At 61.6% G+C, this 23735-nt stretch carries 22 protein-coding genes and 1 pseudogene; 15 read left to right on the forward strand and 8 right to left on the reverse strand.

Going from position 1 to position 23735, the window contains the following annotated elements:
• Positions 1–60: 60 nt before the first annotated feature.
• From J2Y83_RS17440 to J2Y83_RS17485, 10 genes are all read left to right on the forward strand, one after another.
• Positions 61–1680 (forward strand): alpha/beta fold hydrolase, encoded by a 1620-nt coding sequence (locus J2Y83_RS17440; protein WP_253397070.1) that lies wholly within the window; start codon positions 61–63, stop codon positions 1678–1680.
• A 107-nt stretch (positions 1681–1787) separates the two neighbouring features.
• Complete coding sequence (locus J2Y83_RS17445; protein ID WP_253397073.1) at positions 1788–2555, forward strand: FadR/GntR family transcriptional regulator; 768 nt, start codon at positions 1788–1790, stop codon at positions 2553–2555.
• A gap of 239 nt (positions 2556–2794) precedes the next feature.
• Positions 2795–3997, forward strand: coding sequence for an ABC transporter substrate-binding protein (locus J2Y83_RS17450; protein ID WP_253397075.1), 1203 nt, complete (start codon positions 2795–2797; stop codon positions 3995–3997).
• A gap of 59 nt (positions 3998–4056) precedes the next feature.
• Positions 4057–4917 carry a branched-chain amino acid ABC transporter permease gene (locus J2Y83_RS17455; RefSeq protein ID WP_253397077.1) on the forward strand — a complete coding sequence of 287 codons (861 nt, stop codon included), beginning with the start codon at positions 4057–4059 and terminating at the stop codon, positions 4915–4917.
• 1 nt (position 4918) lies between these two features.
• Positions 4919–5929 carry a branched-chain amino acid ABC transporter permease gene (locus tag J2Y83_RS17460; protein ID WP_253397079.1) on the forward strand — a complete coding sequence of 337 codons (1011 nt, stop codon included), beginning with the start codon at positions 4919–4921 and terminating at the stop codon, positions 5927–5929.
• Positions 5926–6675, forward strand: coding sequence for an ABC transporter ATP-binding protein (locus J2Y83_RS17465; RefSeq protein ID WP_253397081.1), 750 nt, complete (start codon positions 5926–5928; stop codon positions 6673–6675). Before J2Y83_RS17460 ends, J2Y83_RS17465 begins: the two co-directional genes overlap by 4 nt.
• Complete coding sequence (locus J2Y83_RS17470) at positions 6675–7370, forward strand: ABC transporter ATP-binding protein (protein ID WP_253397083.1); 696 nt, start codon at positions 6675–6677, stop codon at positions 7368–7370. Before J2Y83_RS17465 ends, J2Y83_RS17470 begins: the two co-directional genes overlap by 1 nt.
• Positions 7371–7383: 13 nt before the next feature.
• Positions 7384–8655 carry a Zn-dependent hydrolase gene (locus tag J2Y83_RS17475; RefSeq protein ID WP_253397085.1) on the forward strand — a complete coding sequence of 424 codons (1272 nt, stop codon included), beginning with the start codon at positions 7384–7386 and terminating at the stop codon, positions 8653–8655.
• Positions 8648–10054, forward strand: coding sequence for an amidase (locus J2Y83_RS17480; protein ID WP_253397087.1), 1407 nt, complete (start codon positions 8648–8650; stop codon positions 10052–10054). Before J2Y83_RS17475 ends, J2Y83_RS17480 begins: the two co-directional genes overlap by 8 nt.
• Before the next feature lie 149 nt (positions 10055–10203).
• A complete protein-coding gene (locus tag J2Y83_RS17485) occupies positions 10204–11067 on the forward strand; it encodes a LysR family transcriptional regulator (RefSeq protein ID WP_253397089.1) in 864 nt (287 codons plus the stop codon).
• Positions 11068–11146: 79 nt separating this feature from the next.
• Here the strand turns inward: J2Y83_RS17485 and J2Y83_RS17490 are convergent, their stop codons facing one another.
• Together J2Y83_RS17490 and J2Y83_RS17495 are read right to left on the reverse strand one after the other, a co-directional pair.
• Complete coding sequence (locus J2Y83_RS17490; RefSeq protein WP_253397091.1) at positions 11147–11353, reverse strand: hypothetical protein; 207 nt, start codon at positions 11351–11353, stop codon at positions 11147–11149.
• 138 nt (positions 11354–11491) lie between these two features.
• Positions 11492–11964: pseudogene (locus tag J2Y83_RS17495) on the reverse strand (IS66 family transposase); the annotation flags it as partial.
• 253 nt (positions 11965–12217) lie between these two features.
• On the opposite strand from J2Y83_RS17495, the gene J2Y83_RS17500 reads away from it, so the two are divergent.
• The 3 genes from J2Y83_RS17500 to J2Y83_RS17510 all read left to right on the forward strand — a co-directional run bounded on the left by J2Y83_RS17500 (position 12218) and on the right by J2Y83_RS17510 (position 14405).
• Positions 12218–12385, forward strand: a complete 168-nt coding sequence (locus J2Y83_RS17500) for a hypothetical protein (RefSeq protein ID WP_253397093.1) — start codon at positions 12218–12220, stop codon at positions 12383–12385.
• A 101-nt stretch (positions 12386–12486) separates the two neighbouring features.
• Positions 12487–13092 (forward strand): OmpW/AlkL family protein, encoded by a 606-nt coding sequence (locus tag J2Y83_RS17505; RefSeq protein ID WP_253397096.1) that lies wholly within the window; start codon positions 12487–12489, stop codon positions 13090–13092.
• A 71-nt stretch (positions 13093–13163) separates the two neighbouring features.
• Positions 13164–14405: an SfnB family sulfur acquisition oxidoreductase gene (locus J2Y83_RS17510; protein ID WP_253397098.1), complete on the forward strand. Its 1242-nt coding sequence runs from the start codon at positions 13164–13166 to the stop codon at positions 14403–14405.
• A 217-nt stretch (positions 14406–14622) separates the two neighbouring features.
• On the opposite strand, the gene J2Y83_RS17515 is transcribed toward J2Y83_RS17510, so the two are convergent.
• The 6 genes from J2Y83_RS17515 to J2Y83_RS17540 all read right to left on the reverse strand — a co-directional run bounded on the left by J2Y83_RS17515 (position 14623) and on the right by J2Y83_RS17540 (position 20933).
• A complete protein-coding gene (locus J2Y83_RS17515) occupies positions 14623–15000 on the reverse strand; it encodes a hypothetical protein (protein WP_253397099.1) in 378 nt (125 codons plus the stop codon).
• A 249-nt stretch (positions 15001–15249) separates the two neighbouring features.
• Positions 15250–15612 carry a hypothetical protein gene (locus J2Y83_RS17520; RefSeq protein WP_253397100.1) on the reverse strand — a complete coding sequence of 121 codons (363 nt, stop codon included), beginning with the start codon at positions 15610–15612 and terminating at the stop codon, positions 15250–15252.
• A gap of 2 nt (positions 15613–15614) precedes the next feature.
• Positions 15615–16610 carry a hypothetical protein gene (locus tag J2Y83_RS17525; protein WP_253397101.1) on the reverse strand — a complete coding sequence of 332 codons (996 nt, stop codon included), beginning with the start codon at positions 16608–16610 and terminating at the stop codon, positions 15615–15617.
• Between the two features lie 136 nt (positions 16611–16746).
• Positions 16747–17811: a lipocalin-like domain-containing protein gene (locus J2Y83_RS17530; RefSeq protein WP_253397102.1), complete on the reverse strand. Its 1065-nt coding sequence runs from the start codon at positions 17809–17811 to the stop codon at positions 16747–16749.
• A complete protein-coding gene (locus J2Y83_RS17535) occupies positions 17801–20263 on the reverse strand; it encodes an FtsX-like permease family protein (RefSeq protein ID WP_253397103.1) in 2463 nt (820 codons plus the stop codon). Before J2Y83_RS17535 ends, J2Y83_RS17530 begins: the two co-directional genes overlap by 11 nt.
• A gap of 1 nt (position 20264) precedes the next feature.
• On the reverse strand, positions 20265–20933 hold the full coding sequence (locus J2Y83_RS17540; RefSeq protein WP_253397105.1) for an ABC transporter ATP-binding protein: 669 nt from the start codon (positions 20931–20933) through the stop codon (positions 20265–20267).
• 278 nt (positions 20934–21211) lie between these two features.
• Between J2Y83_RS17540 and J2Y83_RS17545 the strand changes: the two genes are divergently transcribed.
• Both J2Y83_RS17545 and arnT read left to right on the forward strand, forming a co-directional pair.
• Positions 21212–21892, forward strand: coding sequence for a histidine phosphatase family protein (locus J2Y83_RS17545; RefSeq protein ID WP_253397107.1), 681 nt, complete (start codon positions 21212–21214; stop codon positions 21890–21892).
• Between the two features lie 187 nt (positions 21893–22079).
• Positions 22080–23735: a lipid IV(A) 4-amino-4-deoxy-L-arabinosyltransferase gene (gene arnT / locus J2Y83_RS17550; RefSeq protein WP_253397109.1), complete on the forward strand. Its 1656-nt coding sequence runs from the start codon at positions 22080–22082 to the stop codon at positions 23733–23735.

Consider the following 23735-nt stretch of genomic DNA (forward strand, 5'->3'; position numbering starts at 1 on the left):
TCCCGAATCAGAAGCCACAACAGTGGCTTCTTTTTCTCACACGACTGGCCAGGATCGCTGATGACCCCCCTTCCAGCTGCAAGCGCAATTACCTACCGTTGCCTGGTGCTGGTTGCAGCCCTGGCGCCCGCCAGCGCTCACGCTGAAGCGCCGCGTTCACCGTTCGGCATCGAATGGTTCCTGGACTGCCCACAACCGGCGCTCGAACATCTGGACCCAGAGGTCATCGAACGCACCCAATGCGGCATCGTCACTGCGCCCCTGGACCATGCGGCGCCTGAGCGCGGTCGCATCAGCTTCGACATCACCCGCGTCGGCGCCAAACTGCCGCTGTCACGCCAGGGGGCATTATTCGCCAACCCAGGGGGCCCCGGGCTCGACGCCGGCGGCGCCTTCGCCGTACACCTGGCCACCGTCTGGAAGCATTACGCCCGGCAACCCGACTGGGGCGACACCTACCGCCAGTTGGCCGATACCTATGATGTGATCGAAGTCACCCCGCGGGGCCTGGGCCGGCTGCCAGGGTCACGTCTGGAATGCCGCTCCGAGGGACGGATCGTGCCGCAAGGGGATGTCAGCGAAGACCGCAGCGCGGCCAACCTCGCCGCTGCGCGCCAGAATGCCCGGTTGATCGCCCAAGCGTGCGCCAGCCACCCGCTGACGCCGTACATCACCACCGAGCAGACCGCCCGCGACCTGGAATTTGTGCGCAAACAATTGGGCGAGTTGCAGTTCAACTACCTGGGCAACGCCTACGGCACCTGGCTCGGCGCCTGGTACGGCGGCCTGTTTCCGGCGAACGTGGGGCGCATGGTGCTCGATTCGAACATCAACTGGACCTCAACCTTCGAGCACGCCAGCCTGATCGTTGCCGGCGAAAAGGAGAAGATTTTCGAGCGCTTCGTGGCCCAGCCCGCCGCCCTCGACCCTGGCGTGTATCAACTGGGCGATACGCCAGCCGCCGTGCGCCGGGTGTTCATGGAACTGCTGCCCAGCGTGCGCACGGCCCTGCGCTCCAGCAACCGCTTCTACAGCGACCCCACCGGCCTGATGAGCGCCCACCTGCTCAGTCGCTGGCTGCGGGAAACCCCCGACAGCGACGACCTGGCGCTCGAGGCGCGTGCCCGTGCGCATCGCTTCAGCCCCGACCCGGTCATCGAAGAGCGTGCCAAATCGATGTTCAGCCTGCTGCTGCAACGCGTGCGCGAACCCTTGCAGGCCAACGTGCCGAAGCCTGGGCCGTTGCGCATGTCGGCCGCCGACTCGGTCAAAACCGCGATCCTGTGCAACGACTCGACCTACTCCAGCGAAGACCTCTGGCAGCAAAAAGAAACCGAATCGCTCACCAAGTACCCGGTCGCCGGCAGCGCCCTTGAGGCGCGCCAATGCACCACCTGGCCGCGAAACCACAGCAAGGGCTTGCCTCACAAGGAACTCGCCCGGCTCGACAGCCTGCTGATGGTCCAGGCCGAATTCGACGACCACACCCCGTCCACCGGCGCCGCCTGGGCCTTTGAGCGCACGTTCCCGGCGAGCCGCGTACAACTGAAGAACGCCTATGCCCACGGGGTTTCGTTCAGCGGCGTGAGTGCCTGTGTGAACCAGTGGGTAGGCGATTATCTGGTGCATGGGAACAAACCGCCGCGTTCGACGGTGTGTACGGATGCCACTGTGCAATGAATCTCCGTTTACGACCTTTCCATACCAGAAACGACACCCTGCGTTGACGCTACGGCCCAATCGTTATTAAGTGCTATTTATCCGCATTAATACGATAAATAGACCCCATGCTCACTCGCCCGCTACGACGCAAACGCCAGAAGCTGTCCGACGTGATTGTCGAGTCGGTCAAGCGCTCCATCGTCACCGACGCCTTGAAACCCGGCGATCGCCTGCCCACCGAGCGCGAGCTGATGGAAAGTTTCCAGTGCTCCAAGGGCTCGGCCCGCGAAGCGCTCAAGGCCCTGGAAGTCGAAGGCCTGGTCAGCACGCGCACCGGCCCCAGCGGCGGCGCCTACCTGAACCAGGCCGGCACCGAACCGGCCAGCCGCGCGCTGCGCAATTACCTGCACTTCCAGCATCTGGATGGCGAGCAGGTGTACCAATTGCGCAAGGTCATCGAAGTGGAACTGGCAGTGTCGGTGCTCGGACGCCTGAGCGAGGACGACTACCTGGCCCTGCAGGCCAACGTGGATTTTTGCAGTGCGCCGGAAGACAGCGAGGCCGGCCAGCGCGAACAACGCCTGGCGGAACTGGAGTTCCACAACCTGCTGGCCAAGGCCTGCCCCAACCCGTTGCTGAGCTTTATGGCGCAGTTTCTCAACGACCTGCTGCGCGACCTGGTGGTGCTGAAAAAAGCCTACAAGCCCAAGCGCAAGCAGTTCGACGCGGCCAACCTCGACTATCACAAGCAACTGTTGAACGCCTTTCGCGCAGGCGATGAAAACGCGGTGCGCAGCCTGATGCATGAACACATGTGCGACGCCGAACACCATATGACCGCGCTCGAAGGCCAGGTCAGCCCGCACTTTCTACTGGAGTTCGATCACTCTTAAGAACACCCCAGATCCAATGTGGGAGGGAGCTTGCTCCCGATGAGGCCGGCACAGTCACCGTTATATCGACTGACACACCGCTATCGGGAGCAAGTCGAATCGGCGCACCGCCCTTCCCACAGTTGACTGCATTCCAACCCGCACACTGTTACCCCAATAAAAAAGCGCCTGCCCACAGGCCCTGCTCCACCGTATCGCCATTGCCACTCCTGCCAATAACTAAACCAGGGAGTCACCCCATGCAGCGTCGTACGTTATTGAAAGCCAGCCTCACCGCCGCCGCCGCCCTCAGCCTGCCGCTGAGCGTGCGTTCGGCATTCGCCGCCGAGCCCTTTACCCTGTACGGCCTCAAGTCCATGTCTGGCGCCTTTGCCAGCTATGGCAAGTTTGCCGACATGGGTTCGCGCCTGGCGGTGGAGCAGCACCCCGAGATTCTCGGGCGCCCGCTGAACTACAAGGTCATCGACACCGAAGGCAACGCGGGCAAGGCAGTACGCAAGGTGCAGGAAGCGATTGCGCAGGACGGCGCGCGGTTCTTCCAGGGCTGCACCTTGTCGTCATCGGCGCTGGCGGTGGCCAAGGAAGTCGACAAGGCCGGCGGCGTGTTCATGACCCCGGTGGGCGCCGATGAAGTCACCGGCAAAGACTGCAACCGCGCGACCTTCCGCTGGTCGGTGCCCACCTACGGCGCGATCCGCGAAACCCTGGTGCCGCTGATCAAGCGGCTGCCGGACGCCAAGCGCTGGTACACCATCACCCCACAATACGTGTTCGGCGAAGCCTTGCTCGAAGGCGCCAAAAACGTGCTCAAGGAACACGGCCTGGAACACGTCGGCAACAGCTACCACTCGCTGCAGGAGCAAGAATTCTCCGGCTACCTGACCAACGCCATCGCCACCAAACCCGACGTGCTGGTGCTGCTCAACTTCGGCAGCCAGTCGTCCAACACCCTGCGCCAGGCGGTCAACTTCGGGATCAAGGAGCGCATGAAAGTGCTGCTGGTGTGGTCCGCCGGCCTCGACCAGTTCCAGGAACTGGGCAGCGACATACTCGAAGGCGTGTACCTCGGCGCGCAGTACTGGCACCAGGTCGACAGCCCGCTCAACCGCGAACTGGTCAAGCTGACCCAGGCCAAGTACGGCATCAATCCCACCTACCCGCTGGCTGCCGACTACATCAGCACCAAGGTCATGCTCGATACCATCATCGCCACCGGCAGCTTCGATGGGCCGACCGTGGCCAAGGCCATGCAAGGCCTGAGTTTCGACGGCCCCACCGGCAAGGAGTCGATCCGTGCCGGCGACCATCAGGTGATCAAGGATTACTACCTGCTGATCGGCAAAGCCGCCGCCGACATGGCCGACAAGGACGACCTGGCCAAGGTGCTCAGCGCCGGCCAGTCATTCCCGCCGGTCGAGGCCACGGGCTGCACGCTCGGCTGACCCCCTGACTATTTGCACCGCAGGTGCCGCGCGAGCGGCGTCCTGCCGAGGGTTCCTGCATGCTCAATCTTTACCTGTTCCAGATACTCAATGGCCTTGGCCTGGGGATGATCTACTTCCTGATCGCGGTCGGGCTGACGATCATTTTCGGCCTGCTCAACTTCGTCAACTTCGCCCACGGCGCGTTCTTTCTGCTCGGCGCCTACATCTGCTACACCGCCGTGAGCCTCACCGGCAGCTTCTGGCTGGCGCTGCTGCTCGCACCGCTGGCGGTGGCTGCGCTGGCGTGGGTGATCGAGCGCTTGCTGATCCAGCGGATTTATCACTTGCCGCACATGTTCCAGATCCTGGTGACGCTGGGGATCGCGCTGATCATCCAGGAAGCCAGCGTGATGATCTGGGGCCCGGTGGGCAAAAGCGTCGCCGTGCCGGAACTGCTGCGCGGGGTGCTGGTGCTGGGCGATTTCGTCTACCCCTACTACCGCCTGTTCCTCATCGTGTTTTCCGGGCTGGTGGGCCTGGGCCTGTGGCTGCTGCTGGAACGCACACGCTTCGGTGCGCTGGTGCGCGCCGGCAGTGAGAGCACCGAAACCGTGTCGCTGCTGGGCACGAATATCTTCCGCCTGTTCTCCATGACCTTTGCCTTAGGCGTCGGCCTGGCCGGCATGGCCGGTGTGCTGTTCGCGCCGTTGCGCGGTGCCCAGCCCTTTGTCGGCCCGGAAATTCTCGGGATCGCCTTTGTGGTTGTCGTCATCGGCGGCATGGGCTCGTTCAGCGGCGCGCTGGTCGGCGGTTTGCTGGTGGGCGTGGTGCAAAGCCTGATGACCACACTCTGGCCCCAGGGTGCGAGCCTGATGATCTACGGCGCGATGGCCGTGGTGATTCTGGTCCGCCCCTACGGCCTGTTCGGGAGAGCCTGACATGAGCGAGAAAAATCCCCTGCCGTTTGCCAAGACCCAATCCAAAGCGATGTTGCTGTGGGTGCTGGCAGTGCTGATCGGCCTGCCGCTGATCCTGCCCTCGGCAACCCTGGCCAGCGAGATCCTGATCTTTGCCATGGCCGCCCTGGCCTGCAACCTGTTGCTCGGCTACACCGGGCTGCTGTCGTTCGGCCAAGGCATCTTCTTCGGTGCCGGCGCCTATTGCGCGGCGCTGCTGATGATTCACCTGCAACTGGGCCTGTTCAGCGCACTGCTCGGCGCTGCCGTGGCCGGCGGCTTTCTGGCGCTGCTGGTCGGCGCCCTGGCGATCCGCCGCACCGGCATCTACTTCGTCATGCTGACGCTCGCGTTCAGCCAGATGGCGTACTTCGTCGCCTACACCTTGAGCGATTGGACCGGCGGCGACAACGGCCTGCTCAGCGTGCCGCGCCCGGAGATCCGCATCGGCGACAGCGTGTTGCTGTCGTTGGCCGACGCCCGCGCGTTCTACGGTTTTGTCGCGGTGCTGTTCCTGCTGATCTTCATCGGCGCACGCCGCGTCATTGCCTCGCCGTTCGGCAGCACGCTGATGGCGATCCGCGAAAACGAAACCCGTGCCTCGGCCATCGGCTATGACACGCGCCACTTCAAGATCCTGGTGTTCGTGCTGTCCGGCGCGGTCACCGGGATTGCCGGCGCGCTGTACGCCATGTTGCTGCACTTTGTGCCGCTGTCGAATATCGACCTGGCGATGTCCGAGAACATCCTGATCATGACCATCGTCGGCGGCACCGGCTCGCTGTTCGGTTCGTTGCTGGGCGCCGGTTCCATCGTGCTGCTGGGGGATTTCCTCTCCGACCTGTGGCCGCGCTGGCTGATGCTGCTGGGGGTGATCCTGATCCTGGTGGTGATCTTCATGCGTGGCGGATTGTGGGGCGGCCTGGCGTCGCTGTTCGAGAACGTGCGCGGCCGCCGCAAAGCTGCCGTCGTCGCCAAGGAGCAAGGGCTATGAGCATCCTGCTGGAAACCAAAGACCTGGAACTGGCCTACGGTGCGTTCCATGCGATCAACGGCGTCAACCTCAAGGTCGAAGCCGGCACCATCCACACCATCATCGGCCCCAACGGCGCGGGCAAGACCAGCCTGTTCCACTGCCTGACCGGCGAGCGCCAGGCCACTGGCGGGGCGATCCATTTCGACGGCAAGAACCTGATGCGCAAACCGGCCCACGCCCGCGTCGGCCTCGGTATGGCGCGTTCGTTCCAGCTCACCAGCCTGTTCCAGAACCTCAGCGTGCGCGAAAACCTGCGCCTGGCCGCCCAAGGGCGCGACGGTGTACGCGCCTTGAATTTCTGGCGCCGGGTCGAGAGCAAACGCGAACACCTGGAGATCGCCGACCAGGTGCTCGAACGCCTGCAACTCACGGCCCGCGCCGCGACCCTGGCCGGCGAGTTGTCCCACGGCCAGCAACGGGTGCTGGAGGTGGGCATGTCGATCTGTTCCAAACCCAAACTGCTGATGCTCGACGAGCCCACCTCGGGCATGGGCATCGATGACATCCCGATCATGACCCAACTGATCAGCGACCTGGGCCGCGACCACACGGTGCTGTTGATCGAACACAACATGAGCATCGTCATGTCCATCAGCCAACGCATCACCGTGATGAGCCACGGCCAGATCCTGGTGGAAGGCACGCCGGAATTCGTGCGCGCCGATGAACGCGTGCGCACGGCTTATCTTGGGGAGGCTGCCTGATGCTGATCGTCGAAAATATCCATTCCTACTACGACAAGAGCCACGTGCTCGAAGGCGTGTCGTTGACCGTCAACCCCGGCGAACTGGTGACCCTGCTCGGCCGCAACGGCGCCGGCAAGACCACCACGTTGCGCAGCATCCTCGGCATCATCTGCCCGCGCCAGGGCCAGATCCATTTCAACGGCCAGCCGCTGGTGGGCCAGAAGATCTTTGAAATCGCACGCCAGGGCCTGGCGCTGGTGCCGGAGAACCGTGGGATTTTCCGCCTGCTCACTGTCGAGGAAAACCTGCGCATCGCCGCGCGCAAGACCAGCCGCTGGCAGCTCGAAGACGTCTACGGCATGTTCCCGCGCCTCAAGGAGCGGCGCAAAAACGCCGGCCACGCGCTCTCCGGCGGCGAGCAACAGATGCTCGCCATCGCCCGCGCCCTGCTCAACGATCCCAAGCTGCTGATCCTCGACGAACCCACCGAAGGCCTGGCCCCGGTGATCGTCGACGAGTTGGTGAAGATCCTGCGCAAGGTCAAGGACGACGGCCTGCCGGTGCTGCTGGTGGAACAGAACCTGATGGTCTGCGACAAGCTCGCCGACCGCCATTACGTGCTCGAACAGGGCCGCGTGGTGTACGAGGGCAGCGCCGCCGCCTTCCGCGCCGACCCGACGATCAAGAACCGCTACCTGGCCCTGAGTGCCTGACCGGAGTTCGAAGATGAATAGCTTTGCACAACCGCTCCAGAGCAACGCCCCGCTGATCAACCGCGACCGCCTGTGGCAATCGCTGATGGACCTGGCCCGCCTCGGCGCCACCGTCAAAGGCGGCGTGTGCCGCCTCGCTCTCACCGACCTCGACCGCCAGGCCCGCGACCTGTTCGTGCAATGGTGCGAGGCGGCCGGGTGCAGCGTCAGTGTCGATGCCATCGGCAATATTTTTGCCCGGCGCCCAGGGCGCAATCCCGCCCTGCCGCCGGTGATGACCGGCAGCCACATCGACACCCAGCCCACCGGCGGCAAGTTCGACGGTTGCTTTGGGGTGATGGCCGGCCTGGAAGTGATCCGCACCCTCAATGACTTGAAAATCGAGACCGACGCGCCGATCGAAGTGGTGGTGTGGACCAACGAAGAAGGCTCGCGCTTTCCGCCGTGCATGATGGGCTCCGGGGTGTTTGCCGGGAAGTTCGACTTGCAGGACACCCTGGACAAACAGGACGACCAGGGCCTGTCGGTGGGGACCGAATTGCAGCGCATCGGCTACGCCGGTTCGCGTGCGGTGCTCGGCCATCCGGTCGGTGCGTATTTCGAAGCGCATATCGAACAAGGCCCGGTGCTGGAAGACCAGGCCACCACCATCGGCGTGGTGATGGGCTGCCTGGGTCAGAAGTGGTTCGACCTGACCCTCACCGGCGTCGAAGCCCACGCCGGCCCGACGCCGATGCACCTGCGCAAGGATGCCCTGGTGGGCGCGGCCGAGGTGGTCAGCGCGGTCAACCGCATCGCGCATCAGCAGCAACCCCACGCCTGCGGCACGGTCGGTTGCCTGAGCCTGCACCCCGGCTCGCGCAATGTGATTCCCGGGCAGGTCCATATGACCATCGACCTGCGCCATCTGCATGCCGACAAGCTGCTGGCCATGGTCGATGAAGTGCGCGGCGTGATCGAAGCCAGCGCCACGCGCCACGGCCTGACGTTCGAGTTGACCGCCACCGCCGACTTCCCGCCGCTGGACTTCCACCCGGCCTGCGTCAACGCCGTGCGCGACGCCGCCGACGCCTTGGGCCTGAGCCATATGGACATCGTCAGCGGCGCCGGGCACGACGCGATTTTCGTCGCCGAACTGGGCCCGGCCGGGATGATCTTTGTGCCGTGCGAAGGCGGCATCAGCCACAACGAAATCGAAAACGCCGCACCGGATGACCTGGCGGCAGGTTGCGCAGTGTTGCTGCGCGCCATGGTCAATGCGGCACAGGAGATCGACCATGAGTGAGATCGGCCAACTGACGGCAGTGCAACTGCTGCAGCATTTTCGTGACCAGACCTTGTCGCCGGTGGAGGTCACCGAAGACGCGCTGCTGCGCATCGAGCGCTACAACCCGCAGGTCAACGCCTACTGCCATGTCGACCCCGAGGGCGCACTCAATGCCGCACGGGCCTCAGAAGCGCGCTGGTTGAAGGGCGAACCCTGCGGCGCGCTGGATGGCGTGCCAGCGTCGATCAAAGACCTGACCCTGACCCTCGGCATGCCCACGCGCAAGGGTTCGCGCACCTCTTCGGCCGACGGGCCATGGGCGGTGGATGCGCCCTTCCCGGCCCTGATGCGCAAGGCCGGCGCGGTGCTGCTGGGCAAGACCACCACCCCGGAATTCGGCTGGAAAGGCGTCACCGACAACCCGCTGTACGGCATCACCCGCAACCCGTGGGACACGCGCATGACCACGGGCGGCTCATCCGGCGGCGCGGGTGCGGCGGCGGCGTTGAATCTGGGGGTGTTGCACCAGGGCAGCGATGCCGGCGGTTCGATCCGGATTCCCTGTGCGTTTACCGGCACCTTCGGCATCAAGCCGACCTTCGGCTATGTGCCGCAGTGGCCGGCCAGCTCGATGACGATCCTGTCGCACCTGGGGCCGATGACCCGCACCGTGGAAGACAGCGTGTTGATGCTGCAAACCGTCGCACAAGCGGATGCGCGGGACGGCTTGATCGGCGCGCCGCGGACCACGCCCTGGTTGTCGGAGGCCGCGGACTTGAAGGGCCTGCGCATTGCCTACAGCCCCACCTTCGGCTACGTCGACGTCGACCCGCAAGTGGCCAAGGTAGTCGCCGACGCGGTGGCGGGCCTGGTGCAGTTGGGCGCCCATGTCGAACAGATCGACCCGGGTTTCAGCGACCCGCTGGAGGTGTTCAGCACCTTGTGGGCAGCCGGCGCCGCCCGCCTGACCGGCCCGATGAGCGACGCGCAAAAACACCTGCTCGACCCCGGCCTGCTAAGCATCGCACAGCGCGGCGAGCGCTTGAGCCTGGACGATTTCAGTGCGGCCCTCGAAGCTCGGGCAGCGCTGGTGGCGCGGATGGCGGCGTTCCATGAGCACTACGATGTGCTGGTGTCGCCGATGATGCCGATCACCGCGTTCGAGGTCGGGCACAACGTACCGCCAGGTTCCGGGATGCAGGAATGGATGGAGTGGACGCCGTTTACCTACCCCTTCAACCTGACCCAGCAGCCGGCCGCGTCGGTACCGTGCGGGCTGGCGGCGAATGGCTTGCCGGTGGGGTTACACGTGGTGGCGGCGCGGTTTGCCGATGAGACGGTATTGCGGGTTTGCCAGGCATATGCCAAGGCATTCCCGACCGAGCATCTGCCAGCCCCGATCACCGGAACACCGTAGATCCAACTGTGGGAGGGGGCTTGCCCCCGATAGCAGTGGGTCGGCCAGCTCATCTGTAACTGACCCACCGCCATCGGGATGCAAGCCCCCTCCCACAGTTCTTGATCGCATTCCACTACAATAGCCCCCCATTCATCCCCGGGGGCTTCATGGACATCGAACTGGCACGCACTTTCCTCGAAATCACCCGCTGCGGCAGCCTGGCCGCAGCGGCCGAGAAACTGCACGTCACCCAGACCGCCATCACCGCCCGCGTGAAGAACCTCGAAAGCCAACTGGGCAGCACGCTGTTTGTACGCAACCGCGCCGGTGCGCGCTTGACCGCCGACGGCGAGGCCTTTGTGGTGTACGCCAACCAGTTGTTGCAAACCTGGGAAGCCGCGCGCCGCGACCTGCCATTGCCCGAGGGCTATCGCAATGTGCTGCATATCGGCGGCGAGGTCAGCCTGTGCAACCCGTTGATGCTCGGCTGGGCGAAGGCCTTGCGCGAACATATCCCGGGGCATGCGCTGCGCACGGAAATCCGTGAAGGCGAATACCTGCTGCGCCAATTGGAACTGGGTGTGATCGACGCTGCGCTGGTGTTCCAGCCGCAGTACTGGCCGGGGCTGCAAGTGGAGCAGGTGCTGGAAGAAAAACTGATCCTGGTACAACTGGCGAGCAAGCCGACCCCATACGTATACATCGATTGGGGCCCGGGGTTTCGCCAGCAGCATGACGCCGCCCTGCCCGACAAGGCCCGCGCCGCGCTGAGTTTCAACCTCGGGCCGTTGGCGCTGCAGTACATTCTGGAGCACGGCGGTGCCGGGTATTTCCGTACCCGAGTGGTGCAAAGCTACCTCGACAGCGGCGTGATGCAACGCGTGCCCAAAGCGCCGGAGTTCAGCTTCCCGACGTTCCTGGTGTACTCGCGGGCGCGGGATTCGGCGGTGCTGCAGCAGGCGCTGGAATTGCTGCGTGGCGTGGTCAAGGCGGAAGGTGACTGGTCGCAACGCTGGGACCCGCTGATTTGAATGTTTGCGCCTGAGGCCGTGCTATCACGGGTTCGCGTACCGCGCCAGGAACTCGTACATCACCCGTCGCCCGCGAAGCTCACCCTCCGACAAAAAACGAGCGCGCGGCCATATTGTCGCAAGGTGATATGGCCATACGTCCCATGCGATGAAAACTGCCGAACTGCGGGTTTGGTCCCCAAAGTTGCAGGCGTTTACGAACCTCTGCGTGTTCACTGAAGTAACTTTCCAACTCGTCGAGTTTTGTATATTCGGCAAATAGCATCAGTCCCAGAACGACAGACATTCCAACAAACTAGACAATGGTATAGGCGAGAAAAAACCCATGATTAAGCCCCCTTTGGTTGGAATATCAAATCACCATCGATCTCTATGATTTGTAAGCGATCCATAAACCCCACCTACCCAAAGATAGGGCAGCGATCTACCTTGGCATTTCCGGCGAGCAGTTCCATGGCAGCAAGGCTTCATAGTCTTCAACCGACGAGGCATGGAGTAACCGCTCCAGTACGTGGCGCAGCCACGTGTAGGGCTCTCGGCCGTTGACCTTGGCGGTCTCGACCAGGCTGTAAATTTGAGCGGTGGCGCCATTGGAGGTATAGGCCTTACGCCCAATGACAAACGGCTTGATCGCTCTTTCGGCGGTGTTGTTATCGATGGATAACCAGATTTGATATAGCGCTCCAACCGGCCCCAATTGCTCGACAGATAATGCCCGGTCTTGCCCTTGGGCAGCACTTTTTGCGCTTCAACGAACTTGCGTCGCACATGCACCATGCACGCCATCCGTTACACGCCCGGTTGCAACGCCAAGGCGTTATAGCCTGCGTAATTATCGGTCATTACATAGCCGCGATAACTTTCCAACAGGCGCAATGGTACTTCCTGCGCACGGCTGTCCAAATGTCGTGGAATCCGCAGCGTCGCTATAACATCAGCGTTCTACTGCTGCTACCGCTTACTGCCTGACACTCGTGTAGGCAGATTGGAGGCGGATTGAAACAAGGATAATTAGCCAGGAACAACCGGGACGTGAGTTAGCAGTGGTGCGTTTTGGTCCTGCTGCGCCGACGATAGAGCGTCCGGAAGGGGGCGCACTCTCGATTAAGTAAGTACGGGGCTTCTGACTACCGGCCTCGCAAAAACCGCAGTGGGCAAGCCTGAATACACGCCAATGGCCGCCAACCGGCATGCACTGTCCATCAGACAACAGCAATTCATCACCATTATGCCTTTCGGTACAGCGGCATTCGCCTTAAAACAAAATAAAATACATATAAAACAATTAGATAGCTACATGGCACAAAGCCTGCAATAAGACCATGGCAGCCCTGCCGACCGAGAGTACGGACGTGGTGGCAAAACTTTCGAACCGCGTCACCACAACGTCTATTAATACTTCGGACAAGGAAGCTACACATGTCATTACATTGGTTAAGCCACGCCGCCTTCGGCAGTGCGTTACTGGCAGGCACTACACTTGTTCAGGCTGGGGAAAGTCCTTGGCTGGTGCGTGGGGGTATTAGCAATATCGTGCCGACGTCGAACTCGGGCGACATTCGGCCCGGCACCATCGATATCGACAGTGATGCAGGCCTGACATTCAACGTAGCCTATTTTTTCACCCCGAACTGGGCCGTCGACGTACTCGGCGGCCTGCCATTCAAGCATGACATCAAACTCAACAGCAGCAAGGTTGGCAGCACCAAGCAACTGCCTCCGATCGTCACACTGCAGTACCACTTCGCACCCGATGCGCAGATTCGGCCCTTCGTCGGCATTGGCCTGAACTACACGTACTTCTACGACGAGAAGCTGGATAACGGAGCCAAGCTCGAACTTTCCGACTCCTGGGGCGTGGCCTTTCAGGCCGGCCTGGACGTGGCCCTGGACGCGAATTGGAGCGTGGGCGGCGATGTGCGCTACGCCAAGATCGACAGCGACGTGAAGATCAATGGCGTCAAGGTTGGCAGTGTCGATGTTGACCCCACCGTGTACAGCCTCAACCTGGGTTACCGCTTCTGACTGCCAACCCCATCGCGTAGCCGGCCCAAGCAAGCGGCGCAACACCTTTGTGATTATTCAAGGACCTAAACATGAGCGACCTCCAAACCGTCAACCCAAACCTCGATTCGTATGTACAAGAAATACCGAGCACACCCGCTCAGCGCATCAGCAGTGATGCGCAAGCCATTGCCGTGGCCAAGGAACTAGCCATCAGTTTTGCCGTAGAGGCAGCCCAGCGCGACCGCGACCGGCGTCTGCCGATTGCCGAGCTGACTGCTTTTTCGCAAAGCGGCCTTTGGGGCATTACGGTGCCCAAGGCATACGGCGGTGCCGAGGTGAGTTACCGTACGCTGGCCGAGGTGCTGAAGATCATTGCCGCAGTCGACCCGTCGCTGGCGCAGTTGCCGCAAAACCATCTGGTGGTGATCGATCACCTGCGCCTGGACGGCAGCGAAGCGCAGAAGAAGGAGTTCTTCGAGCTAATCCTCAACGGTGTGCGCTTCGGTAATGCCTTCTCCGAGCGCAACAGCCGTACCGTGGCGGATTTCGAAACCCTGATCACTCCAGACGGCGAGGACTTTCGCGTCAACGGCGAGAAGTTTTATTCCAGCGGAGCCCTACTCGCCCACTGGGTGCCGACCGTGGTGGTGAATGCCGAGAAGCTACCGCATCTTGCACTGATCAAGCGCGACGCAGTCGGCCTCAAGGTGGTCAATGACTGGAGCAGTTTTGGCCAGCGCACCACTGCCAGCGGCACGGTACTGCTGGAAAACGTCAAGGTCGCGGCCGAGCATGTGGTGCCAATCTTCAACGCCTTCACCAACCCCACTGCCGCCGGTCCGACGTCACAGTTCCTGCAGGCGGCCATCGACGCGGGTATCGCGCGCGGCATCATCGCCGACACCATTCGCCTAGTGCGCACCTACGCCCGAGCCTGGATCGACTCAGGCCAGGAGCACGCGCATCAGGACCCCTACACCATCCAGCAGATTGGCGAATTGCAGATTCGCCTGCGCGCAGCCGAAGCGGTGCTCGACCTGGCCGCCGACAAAATCCAGCTGGCTGTTGACAACCCCAACGAAGAGACTGTGGCCGAAGCATCAATTGCCGTAGCCGAGGCCAAGGTGCTGACCACGGAAGTGGCGTTGCTGGCCAGCAACAAGCTATTCGAACTGGTGGGCACCCGCGCCACGCTGGAGGAATACAACCTCGACCGCCACTGGCGCAATGCCCGCACCCATACCCTTCACGATCCGGTACGCTGGAAGTTTCACGCCATCGGAAACTACTATCTGAACAACATCAAACCCACTCGGCATCCTTGGTTGTAGACCCTGCGTGCCACTAAGTACCGATTTATAGAGATCCAGGGATGTCTATAAATCGGTCGCGGTAGGAACTGACTGATCCCGAGACTACTGGGCGACCTCGGTTTTGACAGCATTTGAATCCTTAACAATGCGTCTTCGGACGGTTTGCTTTCGCTCATCGTCTCAATACGTACCTGACGCCGCTATCGGCGCCTTTTCCAACGGTCGCTCACCACGTTCAAATTGGAATGTTGCACCACCTGCGCCAAACCGACCAAACGACCGTTGCGATAGCCCAAATGAACGCAAGGTAATAGGGCCACAACACCCAACGTTTGAGCGCTAAAGGAATAGACGCCAGTTCGGCTTCGGTCACAAGACCGGCTTTCACATGGCGTTTAGAGTCTGCAAGGTATTCAAAAATCAGCATCATGCGATATTGCCTGTCGATCCACTGATTTCGTCGCCAAAAGCGCTTGTTATTGCGAACTTCTTCGTTTTCACTGAAGTAACTTTCCAATTCGTCGAGTTTTGTATATTCGGCAAATAGCAGCAGTCCCAAGACGACAGACATCCCAACAAACAACACAATGGAATATGCGAGAAAAAAATCCATGGTTAAGCCCCCTCTGGCTGGAATATCAAATCACCAATGAAGTTGGCGTCGAAATATAGGCAAGCGAATACCGTCCGAACACAATCCCTTAGGGGGCTCAATCACATTTAGGAAGTTGCCCACACAGAAGAAGATCGGCGCCTACAGAAAAGTGCTAATACCTGGTCATCTCCAGAGCCCCTTAAACCTCGCCGGCCCTTCCAGTACGGAATACTCAGGTTCATCCAGGTGGCGGTGAAGACAGGTGAGCTACCATCGGTACCAAATGCCCCAAACGACTGATGCAGCCAGCCAAATAAAAGCAAGACGATACGGCCAAAGTGCCCAACGCTTGAGGGATATCGGGATTGAAGCCAGCTCTGCCTCAGTCACATCGCCCCGCTTTACATGCAGTTTTGGCATTCCTAACAATTGATTGATCAAGAGCATGCGCTGAAACCTGTCGATCCGCATATTTCTTCCCCAAAAGCGTTTGTTATCGCAAACCAGCTTGTTTTCACTGAAGTAGCTTTCCAACACTTCGAGCTTTTTGCACTCGGCGTATAACATCAGCCCTACGCCAACCAGAGAGCCTACACACAGTAAAATACTAAAGACGAGAAAAAGATCCATAGTCAGGCCCCCTCGGGTTGAAAGATAAAAACACCATCGTTCTCTATGATCTTGCCGCCCAGAAACGCACCGCTATCCCCCCCTGCATTTCCTCCTATATACCCTCCCCCGGCGCCGCCGATAATTCCACACGTCAGTGCTCCGGGGCCTTTAGTTGCAATACCCAAAAAAATCGTACAGGCGCGACGCGTAGCAATAGCACCCGCCGCAGTGAGCCAGGATGCTCCTGCCACCCCGATTACTAGCCTCCCCGTCTCCACATACTTCGCCCGCCGACACTGCGCCTCCCGCCCCACCATACACGCCTCCTTGATCTCCAAACCCGCTGCACCCACATCCAGCGCCAACCCAATATAAGTGCCCTTGCCCAACCACTTCGACGTCTGCGAAATCGCCTTCAACCGCTGTGCATACCCGGCGATCTCACCTTTATTCAGATAGCTTTTGGTCGAAATCCCCAGCACCTTCTTCAGCGATTGATTGCCGCGCAACCCCGTGCCAAATCGTGCGGCACCGCGCAGTTGCGTGCCCAGCAGCGCCAGCAGCACCTGGCGCTGGCGGATAAACGCCTGGCGATCCAACCCGCCCGCTTTCAGGCGTTGATGCAGGCGCTCGATTTCCTCCAACGTATTCACGACTTCATCCAGGTGCCGCGACCACGCCGATGTTGTACTGCCGATACCTATCGAGCCATACGTCAGAAGGCTCTGCAGCAGGTCGTAGTTATCGATCATCGTCTGTGCAGCCGCAGCATCCAGCTCCAGGTTGCGATCAATTTCCTCGGCATAACGCACCCACCAGGATTCGTTCCAGGAGCAACTGACGCTCTCTGTGTCTGGAACAATCACCATCCGCCCCGGCATCACCCACCCGCCGCGCAGGTGCTGATTCAATACGTCAAAATGATCAGAGTGCTGGCGGCTCATGCTGTGGCCCATCAGCCAGGTTTTCAAACTGCTGTAGCTGATTGGCTTGTCGTTGATGTATCCCCGCGCCATGCCTTACATCCCGAATGCAATGAAGATGGCGTCGGAATATAAGCAAGCGAATACGGCCAGGACACAAGCCCGAGGGGGCTAAATCACATTTGGGAAGTTGCCTACGCAGAAGAGGATCAGCACCTACAGAAAAATGCTAATACCCGGTCATCTCCAGATACCCAACCCCACCCTCAAACTGCACCGGTCCTTCCCAGTACGGAATATTGAGGTTCATCCAGGCCTTCGGGTTGACGGCTTCTGTGGTGATATCGAGCTGTTTGCCGGGAATTTTCAGCGACCAGCGTGTGGGAATACGCCGCCCGTCGATGTCAGTGGTGGCCAGTGGCGTAAGTTGGATATCGGCGTTGTGCAAGGTTTGGGTATGGCCCTCGCGGTCGATCCAGGTGCCGGTGAGATAACCCGTGCCGTCCTTTTGTCTTACGCGAAACAGCATCAACTGCTCGCCACGGTCCAGGTGCAGGGAAAACCAGTCCCAGCCGGTCTGGCTGGCGGCCAGGGGTTGGCTGCTCCACTCGCGGTCGAGCCAGGCCGGGCCCGTGACCTGATACACCTTGCCGTCGAGACTGACGCTGCCGTTGGCGGTGAAAAACGGCTGACTGTAGTAGTACGATGCCTGGCCTTGGTCGGACTTGCGGCTGTAGCCGTTGTCGCCTTGCAGCACCAACGGGCGACTGGACGTCAGGTGCAAGTCGTAGGCGAATTGCGGGCCACTGGCCTTGAGCTGCATGTCCGCCAAGGGGCCGGTTGCGCCTGGGCGGGTGGCGAAGTTCCAGTCGTCGATCCAGGCACTGAACGGCGCGGCCTGGGCCCCGGCTTGGCCGACGCCGCCACGGGCGTAGCGCTCGGCGGCGTAGTGCCGGGTGGCCGAGGTGACGGCGGCGTGGCCGAGCCAGATCGTTGAATCCTGCCAGCCCGATTGCGTCGGCCCGGCCTTGAGAGCATTGCGAAACAAGGTCCATTGCACGCCGAATACATGGCCCTGGGCGTCTTTCAGGTTGGCGGTGACGTACCACCACTCGATGCGAAAACCGGCGTGGGGGCCGTGGTCCTCGGGAAAATCGAAGACTTTGCCTGGCAGCACCTGGGCAAAATCTGCCGCCTCACTGCCCAGGCCGGCGAAACTTTCCTCGGGCGCGGGGGCTTTGTCACAGCCGCTCACCAGCAACAGAACGACGCACAGCAGCGCCTTAATCTTCATGGACGAACGTCCTCAACAAATCCGCCGGGCGACTGCGGTACAACTGCCACAGTGGCCACGCCGACGCCAGCAACGTGGCAAGCAGCGCCAGCCCCAGCAGTTGCGCCAACTGCCAGGGGAAAACGTGCAATGGCAGGCGCCAGCCAAATGCCTGCACATTGATCACCGCATCCAGGCACCACGCCAACAGCAACCCCAAGGGCAGAGCCAGCAGCAGCGTGAGCAACGCTAATAACCAGGTCTGCCCCAGGTTGAGCAGCATCAATTGCCGGCGCGTTACGCCCAATGCCCACAGCGGGGCGAGTTGGCCGAGGCGGCTTTGGCTCTGGGTCAGCAGGCTGATGAACAGCGCCACGCCTGCCACGCCGAGGGTCAGGCTATTCAGCGCGGCGGTGGCGGCGAAGGTGCGCTCGAAGACCTGGCTCGACCAGCCTTTGAGTTGCTGCTGATCAACGATACGGCTGTCGTCCAGGGCAAACTCGCGCTGCACTTCACGCACCAGCGGCGCCACGTTTTGCGGGAGTACGCGCAGGTTGAAGCGCGCCGGCGACAGCGTCGGCCAATGCGCTAACAGGTGCTGCGCATTGACCAGCACGTGGCCCTTGGGGTTGCCATAGTCGGCGTAGATCCCCACCACCTGGGGCGACCACACACCCTGGGGCGTGGGGATCTCAACGGCGTCGCCGACTTGCACGTTCAAGCGCCGCGCCAGTTGCTCGCTGAGCATCAGCGTGTCATTGCGCAGTAATTGGTCCCACGGCGCACGCGCCGCTTCCAGCAACGGCCAGTGCTGGCGATAGGTCGGGGCGTCGACCACGCCGAACACATCCGCCGGCCAGCCCTGCAATCGCACGGCGACCTGCCAGGTGGGCAGCACCGCCTGCACCAGCGGTTGTTGCGTGAGCCAGGTATTCAACTGTTCGGCCTGGGCCGGGTTGCGTGGGTTGAGGTACAGCTCGGCGGTGAGGCGTTGTTCCAGCCAGTGGTTGAAGGTCAGGCGAAAGCCCGAAGTCATGGAGCCCGCGCCGATGTTGGCCGCCAGCGCCAACAGCAACGCCATCAGCGCCAGGCTCAAGGCCGGCAACTGCTGGCGGCAGTCGGCAAGAAACCATTGCCCGAGCACCGAGCGACTGCGCCCCAACAGCGCTTTCAACAGTGCATTGAGCAGCACCGGCAGCCCCAACGCGGCACCGAGCAGCAAGGCCGCCATCAGCACAAATCCGGCGGCGAGACTGTCGCCCCACCACAGCGCCAACAGCGCGATCAGCAACGCCGCACTCGCCACCCAGCCTTGACGCCGCAACCAGCGCCCATGGGCCTCATGCCAGGCCTGGGGATTGGCCAGCGCCAACAACGGCAAACGCGCCGCCCGCCACACACTGCCGGCGCCGGCGAGCAACGCACCGAGCAGGCTCAGGCCCAACCCGGCGAGCCACCACCAGGGGCTGAGGCTCAGTTGCCCCGGCACTTCGGCACCGTACAGGCCGCGCAGGCTGGCCGCCACGTCCGGCAACAACAGACTGGCGAGCACATAGCCACTGGCAACACCGAGCACACCGCCAAGCAAGGCCAAGGCACCCAACTCCACCCCCAGGCCGAGGATCAACATCCGCGCACTCACCCCACAAGCGCGCAAGGTGCGCAGCAGCCCACGCCGTTGCTCCAGGGCCAGGCCGATGGCGGCATGGACAATAAACAGCCCGACCACAAAAGATAAAAAGCCCAACGCATCCAGGTTCAGGTGAAAGCTCTCGGTGAGGCGCGCGAGGTTATTGTCCTCAGCCTGTTTGAGTTGCAGTCCGGCCGGCGGCGTGGGATGGGCGGCGGCGAACGACTTGTCGAGCAGCAGCCGGGACAGGCGCCCAGGCATGTCCAGCAACGGTTGGGCAAAACCGATATCGGTCAGCAACATGCCAGGGGCCATGTCCTGTTGCACCTGCAACGGCGGCAGGGCTTGCCCGCTCGCCGTCAGCGGCCGTTCACCGGCCTGCAACCCCAGCGCCTGCAAAGTGTGCGGGGCAATCCAGGTACGCCCCGGCGGGTCGAAGAACGCGACCATCTGCGCCTGACTCAAGCGCTGCCCCGCCACCGCCCCGCTGCCGGGCAGCGACAGCGGATCGATGCCCATCAATTGCAGGCGCTGATCCTCATGCCCCTTGAGCAACACCCGCCCCTGCACCACCGGCGACACCGGCCAGCCGGCGCGGCGCAACTCGGCAAACAGCGCCTGGGGGAAACTGGCAGCGTCCGGCGTGCTGAGGCTGGCCTGGGGTTCGCCGCCGATCAATTGACTGGCTCGCGCGTAGCTGTCCCGCGCCTGGCTGTTGAGCGCTTGCACCCCGGTCAGCAGCGCGGTGGCGAGCCACAGACCGGTCAGCACACTGAAAAACTGCACGGGATGGCGCCGCCAGTGGCTGAGCAACGCGCGTAACGTCCAATAGAACACCGCCATCTCAGCCGACGTCCGCAGGCAGGACGTGGCCGCGGTGCAACACCACCTGCCGGTCGAGCCGCGCGGCAATGCGCGGGCTGTGGGTGACCATCAACAGGCTGGTGGGGGTGTCGCGCAACAGGTCCAGCAGCAGTTGCAGCACTTCATCGCTGGTGGCCTCATCCAGATTACCCGTCGGTTCGTCCGCCAGCAGCAAGCCGGGTCGAGACGCCAGCGCCCGCCCCACCGCCACCCGTTGCTGCTGGCCACCGGAGAGTTGTTCCGGGTAGCGCTTGAGCAGATCCCCCAGGCCCAGGCGCTCGATCAACTGCGCTTGCCAGTGCGGATCAAAGCGCCCTGCCAGGCGCGCCTGGAACGCCAGGTTGTCATCGACGCGCAAGCTGCCGATCAGGTTGAATTGCTGGAACACCAGGCCAATCTCAGTGCGCCGCCAATCGGCCAGTTGCCTCTCACTCAACTGATCCAGGCGCTGCTCACCCACGCGGATACTGCCGCCGTCGACGCGATCCAAACCGGCCACCAGGTGCAGCAGCGTGCTTTTTCCGCTACCGGACTCGCCCATCAGCGCCAGGCTGCCACCCTGCGCCAAGTGCAGATCGACCCCGGCCAATACCGTCAGCGGGCCCTGCGCAGTGACGTAGCATTTATGGACACCTTGCACCTGCAACATGGGAATGCTCGCTCGCCAATGGACTGCAACCGAGGATAACGGCTGACTGCCCTTGTCACGCAAATTTTTCACAAGCATTTCACCGGTTACCTACCGATCACCGAATAAAGTGCCGAACAAGCGCCAATAACGCTCAACTTATTAGTTGTCGGCACACATAACTTTTAACGCTCCAGTTTTCAGCAAAAAGACAGCAACCGTATGACAGGCTCTTGCTCCACTACGGGCACAGTCAAACGGTTGTGCCTGACTAATAAAAAGCTGCCTGACATCCCACGGTGAATAGTGTGGTTAACCTGACCTTGACCAAACCGCGTTCGTATCAAGCTCAAGCAAAACGCCTGAAGAAACTCTGGCTGGGCATGGCTGCGCTCGCCCTGTTCGGCACGTTGCTGACAGGTTTGCTGGCCTGGCCGGTGTCGCCACCGGACCTGGGCTCGGGCAATCGCCTGCTGACGTCGGGCCTGCTGGCCAGTTGGCGCGACGGCAATCTGGTGGTGCTGGTCCGCCATGAAGAACGCTGCGACCGTTCCTCCAATCCTTGCTTCGGCCCCACTGACGGCCTGACGATCAACGGTACTCAACAGGCCGTCGACATAGGCAAAGCCTTTAAAACGCTGGGCATGGAGAACAGCGATGTACTCAGTAGCCCGACCACACGCACCGCCCAGACCTCGCTGTTCATGTTCGGCAAGACCGAACTATTGCCAAGCCAACTGGCAATTTGCGGTGATGCCATGGGTGAAGAAATCCTCAGCCAAAAGGCGCCTGGACACAACCTGGTGCTGCTCACTCACAGCGCCTGCATCAGTGACATCGAACGGGCCCTAGGCTACCCCCACGCAAAAGCCACCGAATACGGCAGCGCGTTGTTCGTCGAGGTGCTGGGCAGCGGCAAGCTCAAGGCCGTGGGCATCATAAACAGTGGAGATTGGCCGGCGGCGCTCAAGCAACTGTAGACACTTTTCACCTATACAAGACGCAGATGTTCAGCCAAACGACAGCCAACTTCTGGCATGTTTAACTGCGCCTGTTAGTTAAGGACGTCATGAATACTTTCAGCCAATTAGTGAACACTGTGAGCTTTTATCGCACTATTTTCTTACATCCTTTTCCTGCACTTAAACGTCAAGGAGCGACGTTCGCATGACCCGATTCAAACCCCTGCCTTTATTGCTGCTGGCCTTTGTCGCATTTTATCTCCTGCCCCTGAGTCTGCATGGTCTATGGATACCCGACGAGACCCGCTACGCCCAGGTCAGCCAGGAAATGCTCATGAGCGGCAATTGGGCCGCACCGCATTTCATGGGCGTGCGTTATTTTGAAAAGCCCGCCGCCGGCTATTGGCTGATTGCCCTCGGCCAGGCGGTGTTCGGCCAGAACCTGTTCGGCGTGCGCATCGCCTCGGCGTTGACCAGCGGCCTGAGCGTGCTGCTGGCCTACCTGATCGCCCGGCGCCTGTGGAACGACCCGCGCAAAAGCTTCGCCTGCGCCTTGCTCTACTTGAGCTTTGGCCTGGTGGCGGGGCAAGCCGGCTACTCCAATCTCGACCCGCAATTCACCTTCTGGGTCAACCTCAGCCTGGTGGCGCTGTGGTTTGCCCTCGATAGCCGCACCCCGCGCGCCCGACTCGGCGCCTGGGCAGTGCTGGGGCTGGCCTGCGCGATGGGCTTCATGACCAAGGGCTTCCTCGCGTTGCTGCTGCCGGTGCTGATCGCCGTGCCCTATATGCTCTGGCAACGCCGCCTGGGCGAGTTGCTGCGATATGGCCCGCTGGCGATCGTCGTGGCAGTCCTGATATGTCTGCCGTGGGTGTGGGCGATCCATGTGCAGGAGCCCGACTACTGGCGTTTCTTTTTCTGGCATGAACACATCCACCGTTTTGCCTCCGGCACCGCGCAACATGCACGGCCATGGTGGTTCTTCCTGCCGATCATGGTCGTCGCGTGCCTGCCCTGGGCGGCGCTGCTACCGACCACGCTGCACAAAACCTGGAAAGAAAAGCGCCAACCGGCGATAGCCTTTCTCGCCCTGTGGATGCTACTGCCGCTGGGCTTTTTCAGCCTGAGCAACGGTAAGCTACCGACCTACATCATGCCGTGCCTGTTACCGCTGGCGTTGTTGATGGGGCATGCCTTGATCGACTTGATAAGCCAGGGCAAAACACGCGCCATCTGCATCAACGGCCTGCTCAACTTTGTGGTCGGCATGGCCGCGATGGTGACGCTGATCTATCTGCAAATCGATGATCCGCTATACGGCAACAGCCACGCGGAGATGTTCAGCCTGTCGTTGACCTTCATTGTGCTGCTGGGCTGGGTCCTGACCAACCTGCTGCAAGCCTTTCGCCCGCTGACACTCTGGGCGACGCCAGCCCTGGGCATCGGCTTGCTGGTGCTGCTCCTGCCAGCAGGCATGCCGGCGCGGATATCGAATAACGAAATGCCTGACCAGTTTGTGCTGGAGCATCTGGAAGAACTGCAGCAAACCCACGCCCTGCTGAGCAACGAATTAGGCTCGGCCTCGGCACTGGCTTGGCGCCTGAGCCGGCCGGATGTCGCGTTTTATAACACCGAAGGCGAGCTGCAATACGGCCTGCAATACCCAGACGCGGCACACCGCAAAGTCGGGCTGGACGATGTCCAGTCGTGGCTGGCCGAGGCCCGCCAACAGGGCTCGGTCGGGGTGCTGATGCGCGTCAGGAGCACCAGCGAACACCTTGAAGAAGGGCAACTGCCACCCGGCGGCAAGCGCTATCGCAAGGGCGACCTGGTGCTCACCCTCTATCCAACATCCCCTTAG

The sequence above is a fragment of the Pseudomonas marginalis genome (assembly GCF_024169655.1).
Lineage (GTDB): Bacteria > Pseudomonadota > Gammaproteobacteria > Pseudomonadales > Pseudomonadaceae > Aquipseudomonas > Aquipseudomonas paraveronii.

Bases quoted from the DNA above. Each gene is read 5' to 3' on its own strand.
- arnT (WP_253397109.1), top strand. From the start codon at position 22,080: ATGACCCGATTCAAACCCCTGCCTTTATTGCTGCTGGCCTTTGTCGCA.
- J2Y83_RS17490 (WP_253397091.1), bottom strand. From the start codon at position 11,353: ATGTCTGTCGTTCTGGGACTGATGCTATTTGCCGAATATACAAAACTC.
- J2Y83_RS17460 (WP_253397079.1), top strand. From the start codon at position 4,919: ATGAGCGAGAAAAATCCCCTGCCGTTTGCCAAGACCCAATCCAAAGCG.
- J2Y83_RS17540 (WP_253397105.1), bottom strand. From the start codon at position 20,933: ATGTTGCAGGTGCAAGGTGTCCATAAATGCTACGTCACTGCGCAGGGC.
- J2Y83_RS17510 (WP_253397098.1), top strand. From the start codon at position 13,164: ATGAGCGACCTCCAAACCGTCAACCCAAACCTCGATTCGTATGTACAA.
- J2Y83_RS17535 (WP_253397103.1), bottom strand. From the start codon at position 20,263: ATGGCGGTGTTCTATTGGACGTTACGCGCGTTGCTCAGCCACTGGCGG.
- J2Y83_RS17455 (WP_253397077.1), top strand. From the start codon at position 4,057: ATGCTCAATCTTTACCTGTTCCAGATACTCAATGGCCTTGGCCTGGGG.
- J2Y83_RS17530 (WP_253397102.1), bottom strand. From the start codon at position 17,811: ATGAAGATTAAGGCGCTGCTGTGCGTCGTTCTGTTGCTGGTGAGCGGC.
- J2Y83_RS17450 (WP_253397075.1), top strand. From the start codon at position 2,795: ATGCAGCGTCGTACGTTATTGAAAGCCAGCCTCACCGCCGCCGCCGCC.
- J2Y83_RS17515 (WP_253397099.1), bottom strand. From the start codon at position 15,000: ATGGATTTTTTTCTCGCATATTCCATTGTGTTGTTTGTTGGGATGTCT.
- J2Y83_RS17505 (WP_253397096.1), top strand. From the start codon at position 12,487: ATGTCATTACATTGGTTAAGCCACGCCGCCTTCGGCAGTGCGTTACTG.
- J2Y83_RS17525 (WP_253397101.1), bottom strand. From the start codon at position 16,610: ATGGCGCGGGGATACATCAACGACAAGCCAATCAGCTACAGCAGTTTG.
- J2Y83_RS17485 (WP_253397089.1), top strand. From the start codon at position 10,204: ATGGACATCGAACTGGCACGCACTTTCCTCGAAATCACCCGCTGCGGC.
- J2Y83_RS17470 (WP_253397083.1), top strand. From the start codon at position 6,675: ATGCTGATCGTCGAAAATATCCATTCCTACTACGACAAGAGCCACGTG.
- J2Y83_RS17445 (WP_253397073.1), top strand. From the start codon at position 1,788: ATGCTCACTCGCCCGCTACGACGCAAACGCCAGAAGCTGTCCGACGTG.
- J2Y83_RS17440 (WP_253397070.1), top strand. From the start codon at position 61: ATGACCCCCCTTCCAGCTGCAAGCGCAATTACCTACCGTTGCCTGGTG.
- J2Y83_RS17480 (WP_253397087.1), top strand. From the start codon at position 8,648: ATGAGTGAGATCGGCCAACTGACGGCAGTGCAACTGCTGCAGCATTTT.
- J2Y83_RS17475 (WP_253397085.1), top strand. From the start codon at position 7,384: ATGAATAGCTTTGCACAACCGCTCCAGAGCAACGCCCCGCTGATCAAC.
- J2Y83_RS17465 (WP_253397081.1), top strand. From the start codon at position 5,926: ATGAGCATCCTGCTGGAAACCAAAGACCTGGAACTGGCCTACGGTGCG.
- J2Y83_RS17520 (WP_253397100.1), bottom strand. From the start codon at position 15,612: ATGGATCTTTTTCTCGTCTTTAGTATTTTACTGTGTGTAGGCTCTCTG.